The 13,196-nt window shown below is 70.7% G+C and carries 15 protein-coding genes; 14 read left to right on the forward strand and 1 reads right to left on the reverse strand.

The window, feature by feature from the left end:
- The first annotated feature begins 33 nt into the window (after positions 1-33).
- The 10 genes from glmS (at position 34) to BUR99_RS09855 (ending at position 8,231) form a co-directional block, all read left to right on the forward strand.
- The gene (gene glmS, locus BUR99_RS09810; RefSeq protein ID WP_074260128.1) at positions 34-1,884 is read left to right on the forward strand and encodes a glutamine--fructose-6-phosphate transaminase (isomerizing); all 1,851 of its coding nucleotides are present in this window, start codon (positions 34-36) and stop codon (positions 1,882-1,884) included.
- Positions 1,885-1,909: 25 nt separating this feature from the next.
- Complete coding sequence (locus tag BUR99_RS09815; protein WP_074260129.1) at positions 1,910-2,278, forward strand: holo-ACP synthase; 369 nt, start codon at positions 1,910-1,912, stop codon at positions 2,276-2,278.
- A complete protein-coding gene (gene alr, locus BUR99_RS09820) occupies positions 2,275-3,420 on the forward strand; it encodes an alanine racemase (protein WP_074260130.1) in 1,146 nt (381 codons plus the stop codon). The genes BUR99_RS09815 and alr overlap by 4 nt, the downstream gene beginning before the upstream one ends.
- Positions 3,420-3,962: a tRNA (adenosine(37)-N6)-threonylcarbamoyltransferase complex ATPase subunit type 1 TsaE gene (tsaE, locus tag BUR99_RS09825; RefSeq protein WP_074260131.1), complete on the forward strand. Its 543-nt coding sequence runs from the start codon at positions 3,420-3,422 to the stop codon at positions 3,960-3,962. Before alr ends, tsaE begins: the two co-directional genes overlap by 1 nt.
- Before the next feature lie 10 nt (positions 3,963-3,972).
- Positions 3,973-4,608, forward strand: a complete 636-nt coding sequence (tsaB, locus tag BUR99_RS09830) for a tRNA (adenosine(37)-N6)-threonylcarbamoyltransferase complex dimerization subunit type 1 TsaB (protein WP_074260132.1) — start codon at positions 3,973-3,975, stop codon at positions 4,606-4,608.
- On the forward strand, positions 4,605-5,165 hold the full coding sequence (gene rimI, locus BUR99_RS09835) for a ribosomal protein S18-alanine N-acetyltransferase (RefSeq protein ID WP_074260133.1): 561 nt from the start codon (positions 4,605-4,607) through the stop codon (positions 5,163-5,165). The genes tsaB and rimI overlap by 4 nt, the downstream gene beginning before the upstream one ends.
- A complete protein-coding gene (gene tsaD, locus BUR99_RS09840; RefSeq protein ID WP_074260134.1) occupies positions 5,162-6,229 on the forward strand; it encodes a tRNA (adenosine(37)-N6)-threonylcarbamoyltransferase complex transferase subunit TsaD in 1,068 nt (355 codons plus the stop codon). Before rimI ends, tsaD begins: the two co-directional genes overlap by 4 nt.
- A 127-nt stretch (positions 6,230-6,356) precedes the next feature.
- On the forward strand, positions 6,357-6,827 hold the full coding sequence (locus BUR99_RS09845; RefSeq protein ID WP_074260135.1) for a DUF4190 domain-containing protein: 471 nt from the start codon (positions 6,357-6,359) through the stop codon (positions 6,825-6,827).
- Positions 6,828-6,874: 47 nt separating this feature from the next.
- The gene (locus tag BUR99_RS09850; protein ID WP_234980803.1) at positions 6,875-7,600 is read left to right on the forward strand and encodes a hypothetical protein; all 726 of its coding nucleotides are present in this window, start codon (positions 6,875-6,877) and stop codon (positions 7,598-7,600) included.
- Between the two features lie 10 nt (positions 7,601-7,610).
- Positions 7,611-8,231, forward strand: coding sequence for a DUF4190 domain-containing protein (locus BUR99_RS09855; RefSeq protein WP_143231567.1), 621 nt, complete (start codon positions 7,611-7,613; stop codon positions 8,229-8,231).
- A 12-nt stretch (positions 8,232-8,243) separates the two neighbouring features.
- Here the strand turns inward: BUR99_RS09855 and BUR99_RS09860 are convergent, their stop codons facing one another.
- Positions 8,244-9,431, reverse strand: coding sequence for a class I SAM-dependent methyltransferase (locus BUR99_RS09860; protein WP_074260137.1), 1,188 nt, complete (start codon positions 9,429-9,431; stop codon positions 8,244-8,246).
- Between the two features lie 207 nt (positions 9,432-9,638).
- Here BUR99_RS09860 and groES point away from each other — a divergent pair, with 207 nt between their 5' ends.
- The 4 genes from groES (at position 9,639) to BUR99_RS09880 (ending at position 13,185) form a co-directional block, all read left to right on the forward strand.
- Positions 9,639-9,935, forward strand: coding sequence for a co-chaperone GroES (groES, locus tag BUR99_RS09865; protein ID WP_022889766.1), 297 nt, complete (start codon positions 9,639-9,641; stop codon positions 9,933-9,935).
- A 187-nt stretch (positions 9,936-10,122) separates the two neighbouring features.
- On the forward strand, positions 10,123-11,079 hold the full coding sequence (gene rarD, locus BUR99_RS09870; protein ID WP_074260138.1) for an EamA family transporter RarD: 957 nt from the start codon (positions 10,123-10,125) through the stop codon (positions 11,077-11,079).
- Between the two features lie 264 nt (positions 11,080-11,343).
- Positions 11,344-12,636, forward strand: a complete 1,293-nt coding sequence (locus tag BUR99_RS09875) for an ABC transporter substrate-binding protein (RefSeq protein ID WP_074260139.1) — start codon at positions 11,344-11,346, stop codon at positions 12,634-12,636.
- Between the two features lie 108 nt (positions 12,637-12,744).
- The gene (locus BUR99_RS09880) at positions 12,745-13,185 is read left to right on the forward strand and encodes an HIT family protein (protein ID WP_074260140.1); all 441 of its coding nucleotides are present in this window, start codon (positions 12,745-12,747) and stop codon (positions 13,183-13,185) included.
- Positions 13,186-13,196: the final 11 nt, after the last annotated feature.

A 13,196-nucleotide genomic window follows, 5' to 3' on the forward strand; every position in this document is an offset into this window, starting at 1 on the left:
GGCACCCAGCGGCGCGCCAGTAGAATCGCACGCATGTGTGGAATCGTCGGATACGTCGGAGAGCGCAACAGCCTCGACGTCCTTATGGGAGGTCTTCGTCGCCTCGAGTACCGTGGCTACGACTCGGCAGGAGTGGCGGTCGTCGACGACGACGGCGCGATGGAGACGGCCAAGCGCGCCGGCAAGCTCCAGGTGCTCGCCGACGAACTCGAGGCGAACCCGCTGCACCGGGGCGGCACCGGCATCGGCCACACCCGTTGGGCGACGCATGGCGGTCCGACCGACGTCAACGCCCACCCGCACCTCGGAGACGACGGGCGTCTCGCCCTCATCCACAACGGCATCATCGAGAACTTCTCCGAGCTGAAGGCCGAGCTCCTCGCCGAGGGGTTCACGTTCGAGAGTGAGACCGACACCGAGGTCGCGGCGGTGCTGCTCGGCAAGGAGTACCGGGCGACCGGTGACCTCCGCGAGGCGTTCCGCAACACCGTGTCGCGCCTCGACGGCGCGTTCACCCTCCTGGCCGTGCACCGCTCGGAGCCCGGCGTCGTCGTCGGAGCCCGTCGCAACTCCCCGCTCGTCATCGGCCTCGGTGACGGCGAGAACTTCCTGGGCTCGGATGTCGCGGCCTTCGTCGAGTACACGAAGCGCGCCGTGGCGATCGGCCAGGACCAGATCGTGACGATCACCGCCGGCGATGTCGTCGTCACCGACTTCGACGGGCAGCCCGTCGAGGTCGAGCCGTTCGACGTCGCGTGGGACGCCTCCGCCGCCGAGAAGGGCGGCTGGTCGTCGTTCATGCGCAAGGAGGTCGCCGAGCAGCCCGAGGCCGTCGCGAAGACGCTCCTCGGCCGGGTCGTCGACGACGCCGTGGTGATCCCCGAGCTCGCGTCCTTCGGCGATGAGGAGCTCCGAGGCATCCGTCGCATCACGATCATCGCGTGCGGCACCGCCTCGTACGCGGGAATGGTCGCCAAGTACGCGATCGAGCAGTGGGCGCGCGTGCCCGTCGAGATCGAGCTCAGCCACGAGTTCCGCTACCGCGAGCCGGTGATCGACGACCACACGCTCGTCGTCTCGATCAGCCAGTCGGGCGAGACCATGGACACGCTGATGGCCGTGAAGTACGCCCGCGAGCAGGGTGCGCGCACGATCTCGATCTGCAACACGCAGGGCGCGACGATCCCGCGCGAGTCCGACGCCGTCGTCTACACGCACGCCGGACCCGAGGTCGCCGTGGCGTCGACGAAGGCGTTCGTGGCGCAGATCGCGGCGCTCTACCTCTTCGGCCTGCACCTCGCGCGCGTGCGCGGCACGATGTCGGCCGAGGCGATCGCGGAGCAGCTCCACGAACTGCAGGCGGTGCCCGCGAAGCTCGAGCTGGTGCTCGCCGAGTCCGAGAAGGTCGCGCAGCTCGCGCACTGGATGGCCGACACCCGCTCGGTGCTCTTCCTCGGCCGTCACGTCGGGTACCCGATCGCCCTCGAGGGCGCCCTGAAGCTCAAGGAGCTCGCCTACATCCACGCCGAGGGCTTCGCCGCCGGCGAGCTCAAGCACGGACCGATCGCGCTCATCGAGCCGGGTCAGCCCGTCTTCGTGGTCGTGCCGAGCCCGCGCGGCTCCGCGACGCTGCACCCGAAGGTGGTGTCGAACATCCAGGAGATCCGCGCTCGCGGTGCTCGCGTCATCGCGATCGCCGAGGCCGGCGACGCCGCCGTGCTGCCGTTCGCCGACGAGGTGCTGCGCATTCCGCTCGCGGCGCCGCTCTTCGAGCCGCTGCTCGCGGTCGTGCCGCTGCAGATCTTCGCGATGGAGCTCTCGCAGGCGAAGGGCCTCGACGTCGACCAGCCGCGCAACCTCGCGAAGTCGGTCACGGTCGAGTGAGCGTGCGGGTGCGGGAGGCGGCGCCGTGATCGCGGGGATCGGCATCGATGTCGTGGACATCGCCCGGTTCGAGCGGTCGTTGACCCGTACTCCCGCACTCCGCGAGCGCCTGTTCGCCGAGAGCGAACGCGATCGGCCGGTGCGGTCGCTCGCCGCACGGTTCGCGGCGAAGGAGGCGCTCATCAAGGCGCTCGGCGGCAACCACGTGATCAGGTGGCACGACATGCGCGTCGTGCAAGACGTGCACGGCAACCCCGACTTCGAACTGTCGGGCGCGATCGCCGAGCTCACGCGCAGCCTCGGCATCGACCGAGTGCACCTCACGATGAGTCACGACGCCGGCATCGCGAGCGCGTTCGTCGTGCTCGAGACCGGCGCGGGCGGCGCCTCGTGACCACGGCATCGGATGCCGCGGCGCCGCCGTTCCGCGAAGCGGTCGTCGACCTCGACGCCGTTCGCGAGAACATCCGCGCCCTCGCGGCAGCCGTGGCGCCCGCGCGCACGATGGCAGTGGTCAAGGCGAACGCCTACGGGCACGGCGCCGTGCCGGTGGCACGGGCCGCACTCTCGGCGGGCGCCGAGTGGCTCGGCGTCGCCGACATCGCCGAGGCGCTCGCGCTCCGCGAAGCGGGCATCGGCGCGCCGCTCCTCGCCTGGCTGCACGACCCGGGTGCCGACTTCGGGCCCGCGATCGCTCGCGACATCGATCTCGGCGTCTCCTCGCGCGAACAGCTCGAGGCGATCTCGGATGCCGCGGCATCCGTGGGCCGGACGGCCCGAGTGCACCTGAAACTCGACACCGGACTCAGTCGCAGCGGCGTCGCCCCCGGGCACTGGCCCGACGTCGTCGCCCGCGCGGCAGAGCTCGAAGCCGCAGAGCGGATCCTCGTCCGCGGCCTGTTCAGCCACCTCGCCAACACCTCTCCCGAGGAGGATGCCGCGCAGCTCGCGGCGTTCGAGCTGGGAGTCGTGCAGGCGGAGGCCGCCGGGCTCCGCCCCGAGGTGCGCCACCTCGCCTCGACCGCCGGTGCGCTGCGGCTGCCTGCGGCGAGGTTCGACCTCGTGCGCATCGGCATCGGCGCCTACGGCATTCCTCCGTTCGGCGACGGCACGACCGCCGCGGACCTCGGGCTCCGACCGGTGATGACCCTGCGCGGCCGCGTCGCCGCCGTGCGGCGCATCGAGCCGGGCACCGGCGTCTCCTACGGGCACACTTGGCGCGCCGACCGCCCGACGAACCTCGCACTCGTGCCGCTCGGGTACGCCGACGGCATCCCTCGCCAGGCATCGGGCCGCGGCGAGGTCTGGATCGCCGGCGCCCGGCGCCCGGTCGTCGGCCGCATCGCGATGGACCAGTTCGTGGTCGACGTCGGCGACGATCCCATCGAGACCGGTGATGAGGTGGTGCTGTTCGGCGACCCGCTGACGGGCGCACCCTCGGCCGACGACTGGGGCGACGCCGCAGACAGCATCGGCTACGAGATCGTCACCCGTATCGGGGCGCGCGTGCCGCGGCGCTACCTCGGCGGCGAGTGATGCGCTTCGAGGCATCCGACACCGGAGCCATGGAGGCGTTCGGCCGTGATCTCGGGGCGGTGCTGCAGGCCGGCGACGTCGTCGTGCTGACGGGCCCGCTCGGTGCGGGCAAGACCACGCTCACGCGCGGCATCGGCGCGGGGCTCGGCATCCGCGGCCCGGTGCAGAGCCCGACCTTCGTGCTCGCCCGCACGCACCCGAGCCTCGTCGGGGGCGCCCCGCTCGTGCACGTCGACGCGTACCGGCTCGGCAGCGCGGCGCTGCTCGAGGACCTCGATCTCGACTTCGATCGTTCGGTCGTCGTCGTGGAGTGGGGCGCCGGCCTGGTCGAGGACGTCACCGATTCGTGGCTCGAGATCGTCATCGAACGTCCGACCGGTGCGAGCGCCGTCGTCGCGCGCGCAGCAGATGCCGACGGAGACGGCGCTCGCGACGGAGACGGCGACCTCGATGCGGCGCTCGACGCCGACGAACCCCGTGTCGTCACGGCGACGGGATACGGCCCCCGCTGGGCGGCCACTCCGTACGCCGCGCGCGCGTAGGCTTGAGGACATGCTTCTCGCGATCGACACCTCGACGGGCACGAGTGTCGCCGTCGTCGATCGCGACCGTGCCACGGGCGAGCTGCGCTGCCTCGCCGAGACCGGCACCGACGACACGATGCGCCACGCCGAGGTGATCGGCGGCTTCATCAGGGACGCGCTCGCCGCGTCGGGCATCGATCGCCGCGAGCTGTCGGGCGTCGCAGCGGGCATGGGGCCCGGTCCGTTCACGGGGCTCCGTGTCGGCATCGCGGCCGCGCACGCCTTCGCGCTCGGCATCGACCGCCCGTTCGTTCCGGTCGTCAGTCACGACGCGATCGCGTTGAGCCGGTACACGGCGGGCGACGACGGCCCGCTGCAGGTCGTCACCGATGCCCGCCGGCGCGAGTTCGCCGTCTCCGAGTACGACGGGCTCGACGCCGATGGGCTGCCCGTGCGGGTCGATGGCCCCGTGCTCGTGCCACGCGACGAGGTGCCGGCATCGCGGGGCATCCGCTTCGACGCGACGGTCGTCTCGGCGGGCGCGATCGGAATGCTCGCCGAGCTCGCCTTCGCCGCCGGGCGGCTGCCCCTCGCGGCCGACGCCCCGATCTACCTGCGCGCACCCGACGTGACCCCGTCGGTCGGCAAGAAGGTGCTGCGATGAGCGTGTTCATGCGGCGGGCGAAGGTCGCCGACCTCGATCGCATCATGGTGCTCGAACGCGAGACCTTCGAGGCCGATGCCTGGCCCGAAGACGCCATGCGCCGCGAGCTCGAGAGCCCGCACGCCTACTACCTCATCGCGGTCGACGACGAAGCGGACGACCAGGCGGCCGGCCTGCTCGGCTATGCCGGGCTCCTCGCGCCCAAAGGCGGCGGCCAGGGCGACATCCAGACGATCGCGGTCGCTCCCGCGATCCGCGGCATCGGGCTCGGGCGTGGGCTCATGCACGCGCTGATCACCGAGGCCCGCCGACGGCACGTCGCCGAGATCTTCCTCGAGGTGCGAGCCGACAACCCCATCGCCCGCGCGCTCTACGACTCGCTCGGCTTCGAAGAGATCGGCATCCGCCGTCGCTACTATCGCGGCGGCATCGATGCCGTGCACATGCGGCTGACGGTGCCGCCCGCCGTGGCCGGGCCCGCCGACGCGGGCGCCGCCGGTGCTGCATCGTCCGAGCGAACCCCGATCGAAGCGCGAGACGCGGAGGCGAAGCGATGAACCGGGACGCCCCGCTGATCCTCGGCATCGAGACCTCGTGCGACGAGACCGGTGTCGGCATCGTGCGCGGAACGACTCTGCTCGCCAACACGATCGCCTCGTCCATGGACGAGCACGCGCGCTACGGCGGCATCGTGCCCGAGGTCGCGGCGCGCGCCCACCTCGAGGCGCTCGGCCCGACGATCCGAGCGGCGCTCGCCGAGGCGTCCGTCACGCTCGACGAGCTCGACGCCGTCGCCGTGACGAGCGGCCCGGGTCTCGCCGGCGCGCTCATGGTCGGCGTCGGCGCTGCCAAGGCCCTCGCCCTCTCGCTCGACGTGCCGATCTACGCGGTCAACCACCTCGTCGGCCATGTCGGCGCCGACCTGCTCGACACGACGGCACCGCTCGAGACGCCGACGGTGGCGCTGCTGGTCTCGGGCGGGCACACCTCACTCCTGCTCGTGCGCGACCTCGTCTCCGACGTCGAGCTGCTCGGCGAGACCATCGACGATGCGGCCGGCGAGGCGTTCGACAAGGTCGCCCGCCTGCTCGGGCTGCGCTACCCGGGCGGCCCCGAGATCGACCGGGCCGCGATCGGCGGCGACCCCCGCGCCATCCGCTTCCCGCGAGGGCTCACGCAGCCGAAGGACCTGGTCGCCCACCGCTACGACTTCAGCTTCTCGGGGCTGAAGACGGCCGTCGCGCGCTGGGTGGAGCAGCGCGAGGCCGCAGGCGAACCGGTGCCCCTCGCCGACGTCGCCGCGAGCTTCCGCGAGGCCGTCGTCGACGTGCTCGTCTCGAAGGCCGTGGCAGCGTGCACCGACCTCGGCGTGCCGCGCCTCCTGCTCGGTGGCGGCGTGGTCGCCAATGCGCGCCTCCGCGAAGTGGCGGTCGAGCGAGCGGATGCCGCGGGCATCGCCCTGCGCATTCCGCCGCGGTCGCTCTGCACCGACAACGGCGCGATGATCGCGGCCCTCGGCGCGCAACTCATGATGGCGGGGCATCCGCCGTCGACCGTCGATTTCGGAGCCGACTCGACGCTGCCGGCGACCGAGATCCAGATGGCGGCGAGCGTCGCGTAGTCCGTGCGTCCATGCGCGTGTCGCGGTAGTGTGAGCGGGAGAACCGGAGGTCGCCGTCGTTGACGGCGCCCGGAGCGCCGGCCGCCGTGGCTGAGCGTATTCGAACGCATCGAGGGGAACACCGACAGTGACCGATCCGAACCTTCCCGAGCAGCCCGCCGTTCCGCCGGTCCCGCCGGCACCGCCGGCCGCGACCGAGGTTCCGGCCGCACCTGCGGCACCCGCTGCACCCGCCGCGCCCGCTTACGGCGCGCCGCAGCCGCCCGCAGCACCCGCCTACGCACCGCCGGCTGCCCCTGCCTATGGCCAGCCCGCCCCCGCCTACGGTCAGCCCGCCTACTCGCAGGCGCCCGCAGCGAAGACCAACGTGCTCGCGATCGTCTCGCTCGTGTCGGCGTTCTTCGTCTCACTGGCGGCGGTCATCACCGGCCACATCGCGCTGAGCCAGATCAAGAAGACCGGCGAGCAGGGGCGCGGCCTCGCGATCGCGGGCCTGATCATCGGCTACATCGGCATCGCCGCCGGCATCATCTGGATCATCATGATCATCATCCTCGCGACGGCCGGTGCCTTCAGCAGCTCGTACTCCTCGTACTGAGCGGCGGTCCCGAGCGTCTGCACGACCACGAAGAAGGGCGAACTTCCATGAGTGATCCGAAGAATCCTGACGTTCCTGACGTTCCCGACGTTCCGGTCGAACCGGTCGAACCGGTGACGCCGAGCGCTGCCGAGCCCGAGGCGCCGGTCGCGGCCCCGCCCGTCGCGCCGAGCGCACCCGAGCCCGTCGCTCCCGTCGAAGCGGCTCCGGTCGCCTCGACGCCCGACGTGCCCGAGGTTCCGTCGGCGCCTGAGCCGCCGGCAGCGCCGGTGCCGCCGGCACCGCCCGCGCCGCCGTCGGGCCCGAGCTACGGCGCGCCGCCGCCCGCTGCTCCGAGCTACGGAGCACCGACGCCGCCGGCGCCGCCCGCCTACGGTGGTCCGGCGCAGCCTGCTCCCGGTGCTCCGGCGCCCGGGTACGGCGCCCCGGCGGCAGGGTACGGCGCTCCGGCGCAGCCCGCCTACGGCGGCGCGTACGCTCCGGCCACGCCGGCGAAGCCGACTCCGGTGCTCAGCCTGATCTCGCTCATCGCGGGCATCGTGGGAATCATCGGTTTCTTCGTCGTCTTCATCCCCTTCGTCGGCGGCATCCTGCAGCTCTTCATCCCGGCCGCAGCCGTCGTGCTCGGCTTCCTGGGCAAGAAGAAGGAGCCGGCAGCCAAGGGCATGTGGCTCACCGGCATCATCACCGGCTTCGTCGGCGTCGGCATCGGCCTGCTGTCGCTCGTGCTGTGGAGCGTGCTGTTCGCCGGCTACGGGAACTACTACTACTGAGGGGCATCCGATGACCACGCGTGATGGGGCTTCGCCCGACGGCGAGGCCCCTGACCGCATTCCGGGGGCCGGTGAACCGGATGCTGCGCCGCGGCCGAACGCGTCGCAACCGAACGCGCCGCGGGCGAACTTGTCGCAGCCCGACACGTCCCTGCCGGAGGTCTCGCTGCCGGAAGCGCCGGCGCCGCCACTCGCTCAGCCCGCGTTGCCGTCCGACCCGCTCGCCCCGTTCCAGCCGGCCGAACCGACGTTCCGCGCCGAGCCCGCCGTGCGCGAATTCGAAGTGCCCTTCGACACCGGTCAGTTGCAGTCGATCTCGACCGGGCAGCTCCTCATCGTGCATCGCCCGGGCTTCGACCAGGTCGAAGAGGCCGAGGAGGAGACCCAGCGGCGGGTCTACAGCTGGGTGGCCGCCGTGGTCGGCACCATCGGCGCAGCGGCATCGCTCTTCGTCGGCTGGATGCTGCCGCTCTCGATCGCGGCGATCGTCTTCGGCGTGCTCGGTCTGCGCCGCGAGGAGCACGGCCGGACCCTGGCCTTCGTCGGCATCGGCACGGGGCTCGCCGGCCTCGTGTTCTCCGCCGTCTGGATCGGGTACTACGCGATCGTCTTCGGCGCGCTTCCGCGCTGACCCCGACCGACGTCAGAGGCGCTCGACGAGCAGCGCCACGTGACGCCCGGCTTCACGGGTCAACACGATGGTCGCGGATGCCGCGCCCTTCAGCTTCAGTCGGGTGCGCAGCTGCGCCGGGTCGACGTCGACACCGCGCTTCTTGATCTCGAGCGTGCCGACGCCGCGGGCGGCCAGGGCCTGCCGCAGCTGGCGTTCGTCGGCGGGCAGGCGCTCGAGCACGCGGAAGCCGCGTGCGAACGGTGAATCGAACGCCGTGTCGGAGGTGAGGTACGCAATGCCCGAACTCAGCATCCACGCGCCGTTGGCCCGAGCGAGGTCGCCGATCAGTCGCGCGCGGATCACGGCGCCGTCGGGTTCGTACACGTACTCACCGAGCGGGCCGACGGGCGCGTCTTCGCTGTCGGCGTCGGCGGTGAGCTCCTGAGCGGCATCACCGCGGATCACGAGCGCTGCCCGGCGAATGCCCGGTCGAGCGACCGAGCCGAACCAGACGCCGAGTTCGACGAGGTCGCCATCGACCGAGACCCACTGCGCCTCGGCGCCCGCCGGAATCACGTCGCGGTCGGTGCCGGGGCCGAGCTTCACGCCGACGGGCATGCGCTCGCCGAGCCCGAAGGCAAAGTCGAGCGAGGGGGAGTAGGCGGAGGCATCCGCGATTCTCGTCGTCGTGCCGCCGGCGGTCGTGCGGCGCGCGGGATCGAGCCAGGCGCCGTCGATGCCGCCGAGGGCGACGTGCTCGGCCTGCTCGTGCAGCACTCGGACCCTTGGGAAGGGCGTGAGGTTGTACGCGGCGATGGCGGCCGTCACCTCGTCGGCCTCGGCGGCGGTGACCTCGAGGTCGATCGCGGCCATGGCGAGGGCGTCGCCGCCGATGCCGCAGCCGAGGTCGGCGACGTGGCGCACGCCGGCACGCGAGAAGCGCCCGGCGTGGAGGGCGGCGACCTTCAGGCGCGTGGCCTGCTCGAGGCCGGCCTCGGTGAAGAGCATGCGCGAGGCGAACGGGCCGAACTTCGCCTCGGCCTTCGCCCGGAGCTTCGCCTGGCTGAGCACGGCGGCGACGAGTGTCGGCGGATGCCCCTGCTTGCGCAGGGCGGCGACGGTCTTGACGATGTCCGCCTTCGAGTCCCAGTCGGGCAGCCCGTCGAGCAGCGTGAGGCCCTCGGGGGAGAGCAGTTCGACGAGTTCGGCGCGATCCACCCGGCAACGCTAGCACCGCGCGCCCGATGCACCGTGTGCACGATGAGCACCGCCTCGCTGCCGGTGTTTCGCCAGTGGCTGAACGGGCTGGCACTCACGTTGCACGAGTGCCAAATCGCGCCTAGACTCGCCTTAGCACTCTCGCTCTGAGGCTGCTAACCAAGTCTTCGTCAAGACAGTTTTCTTCACAGAGAGAAGGGGTCAACCGTGTCGGTTTCCATCAAGCCGCTCGAGGATCGCATCGTCATCAAGCAGGTCGAGGCCGAGCAGACCACCGCATCCGGTCTGGTCATCCCCGACACTGCCAAGGAGAAGCCCCAGGAGGGCGAGGTCGTGGCAGTGGGCCCCGGCCGCATCGATGACAACGGCAACCGCGTGCCGCTCGACGTCGCTGTCGGCGACAAGGTGATCTACTCGAAGTACGGCGGCACCGAGGTCAAGTTCGGCGGCGAGGACTTCCTCGTGCTGTCGGCTCGCGACGTGCTCGCAGTCGTCGTCCGCTAAGCGGAACACGATCGATCCGAGGCCCGGATGCCCCATGGGGCATCCGGGCCTCGTCGTGTCCAGGCAGCGGATGCCGCGCCATCCGCTGCCCTGAATGCGATGCCGCCGTCTTGCCGTGGCCGGATCTCGACGCCGAACGGCCGACGGGGCGCCGATCGGCGTCCGACCTCGGGCGTAGTCTGTGCTGGTGTCATCCCGCTCCGAGACCCAGGTCCCCGCATCGCCCGGCCACTCGGCAGGCGTGAGCCGGTCGGGCCTCGCCTACGCGATCGCCGCCTACGGCCTCTGGGGATTCCTGCCGATCTACTTCATCGCGCTCGCCCCGTCGGGTCCGGTCGAGATCGTCGCCTGGCGCGTGCTCTTCTCGCTCGTCTTCTGCGCACTGCTCATCCTGGTGACGCGCGCATGGCGTGCGCTCGGGCTGCTCTTCCGCGATCGGCGCATCGTGCTCACGATGGGCCTCGCCGGCGTGCTCATCTTCATCAACTGGCAGACCTACGTCTTCGCTGCGACGACGAACCAGGTGGTCGAAGCGTCGCTCGGCTACTTCATCAACCCCATCGTCACGGTGTTCCTCGGCGTGTTCGTGCAGCGGGAGCGCCTGAACCCGACGCAGTGGACGGCCGTCGGCATCTCGATCGTCGCGGTGATCGTGCTCGCCGTCGGCTACGGCCAGCTGCCGTGGCTGGCACTCGTGCTGGCGTTCTCGTTCGGGTTCTACGGCCTCATCAAGAAGCGCGTCGGCCCGAAGGTCGACGCCGTCTCGGGGCTCACGCTCGAGACCGTCTGGCTCGCGCCGCTCGCCATCGTGCAACTCGTCTTCGTCGCGATGACGACCGGCATCACGATCGGCACGGTGAGCGTCTGGCACACAGCGCTGCTCATCGGCCTCGGCGTGGTCACCGCGGTGCCGCTGCTGCTCTTCGCCGCGGCATCTCGCCGACTCCCGCTCATCTTCATGGGGTTCATCCAGTACTTCGCCCCGTTCATCCAGTTCCTCGTCGGAGTGGTGATCCTGCAGGAACCGATGCCGCCCGAGCGCTGGGTCGGCTTCGGCCTCGTGTGGCTCGCGCTCATCGTGCTGACGGTCGACCTGATCCGCGGGGTGCAGGCCTCACGCCGGGTGATCGCCGAGCCCGCCTGAGCCGCGCTGGGAGCGTCGCGCACGACGCGGGGCTCGAGCCTTCGAGCGGATGCCGCGTGCGCGCGATCTTCGCGTGAACGGCCGGGTTTCCGCCGATTCCGTGCGTTGAGTGCGCCCGAGGTGTCGGCACGGTAACGATTGACGCGGTGTTACACGGTTGTGACCGCAGCGTCTTGTTTCCGCCATGGGCGCGGAATACTGTCAGACAACGGCGTCACCATGGCGCTGCATTGTGTACCAATTCCTTCAGTCCCAAGGAGCAACATGAGCGTATTCGCGAAGGCCACGGCCAAGCGTTCGGCTCGCGCAGCCTGGACGGGTCTCGCCATTGCCGGCGTCAGCACCCTTCTCCTGTCTGCGTGCGCGTCGGGCGGCACGCCGACCGAGTCGGCAGATCCCGGCGACGACACCGCCGGCGACGCGCTGCCCATCAAGGCAGGTGACCGCGACCTTGACCTCAAGCTCGGCACGATCCTTCCGCAGAGTGGCACGCTCGCGTTCCTCGGCCCGCCCGAAGAGGCCGGCGTCGCACTCGGCGCCGAAGAGGTCAACGCAGCCGACGCAGGCATGAACGTCGAGGTCGTCTTCCGTGACTCGGGCGACACCACGACCGACATCGCCACCGTCTCCGTGACCGACCTGCTCTCGCAGGACGTCTCGGCGATCATCGGTGCCGCGTCGTCGGGTGTCTCCTTCACGGTCATCGACCAGATCACCTCGGCCGGCGTCGTGCAGTTCTCTCCGGCGAACACCTCGCCCGACTTCACCGAGTACGAAGACGCGGGTCTGTACTTCCGCACGGCACCCTCCGACCTGCTCCAGGGCGAGGTGCTCGGCACGCAGATCGCCGACGACGGCAACTCGACGCTCGGCCTGCTCGTGCTGAACGACCCCTACGGCACCGGCCTCGCGGCCGCGACCAAGGAGGCGTTCGAAGCAGCCGGTGGCGAAGTCGTCGCCGAAGAGCTCTTCAACACGGGTGACTCGAACTTCGACGCGCAGCTCTCGGCCATCTCGGCCGCGAACCCCGACGCCGTCGCAGTCATCACGTTCGACGAGGCGAAGGTCGTCGTGCCGGCGCTCGTCGGCTCCGGTTACCCCGGCGACCAGCTCTACTTCGTCGACGGCAACCTGTCCGACTACAGCGCGGACTTCGCGCCCGGCCTCATCGCCGGCTCGAAGGGCACGCTGCCCGGCCCGAAGCTCGCAGACGACTTCCGCGACCGGCTCCTCGGAGTCAACCCGGACCTCGCCGACTTCAGCTACGGCCCCGAGTCGTATGACGCGACGATCCTCATCGCCCTCGCATCGTACGCGGCGAACAGCACCGACGGTGCCGAGATCGCCAAGTACCTGCGTCAGGTGTCGGGTGGTTCGGGCGACGGCGAGAAGGTCGACAACTTCGCCGACGGCGCTGCGCTGCTCGCCGAGGGCAAGCAGATCGACTACGACGGTGCGTCCGGTCCCATCACGCTCGACGAGCACGGTGACCCGACCGAGGCGACCATCGGCGTCTACGAGTACGGCGACGACAACAAGTACACCCGCATCAACTAATACGGGTCGAACGTAGAGCGGGTCCCGGCTTCGGCCGGGGCCCGCTTTCGTGCGCCCGGGACCGCTCGGAGCGGAGCGCCCGCCGAGGCGCTGATAGCCTCATGGCTCATGGGCCACGACTGCGTGTTCTGCGCGATCGTCGCGGGTGGGGTACCTGCGCATCGTGTGTACGAAGACGAGCTCACGATCGCCTTCTTGAACATCCACCCAGCAGCGCCCGGGCACACGTTGCTCATCCCACGAGAGCATGCGCCGCAACTCTGGCACCTCTCCGATGCCGCGGCCGCTGGACTCGGCCGTTCGCTTCGGCGCGTCGCCGGAGTCGTCACGACCGAGCTGGAGCCCGACGGCATGACGGTGTTCCAAGCGAACGGTGCCGCCGGCTGGCAGTCGATCTTCCACGTCCACTTCCACCTGGTGCCGAGGATGCGTGAGGATCAGCTCGTTCCGGCATGGACCGAGACGCTCGCCGATCCGCTCGGGCTCGATCCGATGGCGGAACGGCTCCGAGCGGCATTCGTCCGAGAGCGGGAACCGCTCGTGGAATGACAGAGGGGCGG

It is taken from the genome of Agromyces cerinus subsp. cerinus, assembly GCF_900142065.1.
Lineage (GTDB): Bacteria > Actinomycetota > Actinomycetes > Actinomycetales > Microbacteriaceae > Agromyces > Agromyces cerinus.

Bases quoted from the DNA above. Each gene is read 5' to 3' on its own strand.
- glmS (WP_074260128.1), top strand. From the start codon at position 34: ATGTGTGGAATCGTCGGATACGTCGGAGAGCGCAACAGCCTCGACGTC.
- tsaE (WP_074260131.1), top strand. From the start codon at position 3,420: ATGCGCTTCGAGGCATCCGACACCGGAGCCATGGAGGCGTTCGGCCGT.
- tsaB (WP_074260132.1), top strand. From the start codon at position 3,973: ATGCTTCTCGCGATCGACACCTCGACGGGCACGAGTGTCGCCGTCGTC.
- rimI (WP_074260133.1), top strand. From the start codon at position 4,605: ATGAGCGTGTTCATGCGGCGGGCGAAGGTCGCCGACCTCGATCGCATC.
- tsaD (WP_074260134.1), top strand. From the start codon at position 5,162: ATGAACCGGGACGCCCCGCTGATCCTCGGCATCGAGACCTCGTGCGAC.
- BUR99_RS09850 (WP_234980803.1), top strand. From the start codon at position 6,875: ATGAGTGATCCGAAGAATCCTGACGTTCCTGACGTTCCCGACGTTCCG.
- BUR99_RS09855 (WP_143231567.1), top strand. From the start codon at position 7,611: ATGACCACGCGTGATGGGGCTTCGCCCGACGGCGAGGCCCCTGACCGC.
- BUR99_RS09875 (WP_074260139.1), top strand. From the start codon at position 11,344: ATGAGCGTATTCGCGAAGGCCACGGCCAAGCGTTCGGCTCGCGCAGCC.
- BUR99_RS09880 (WP_074260140.1), top strand. From the start codon at position 12,745: ATGGGCCACGACTGCGTGTTCTGCGCGATCGTCGCGGGTGGGGTACCT.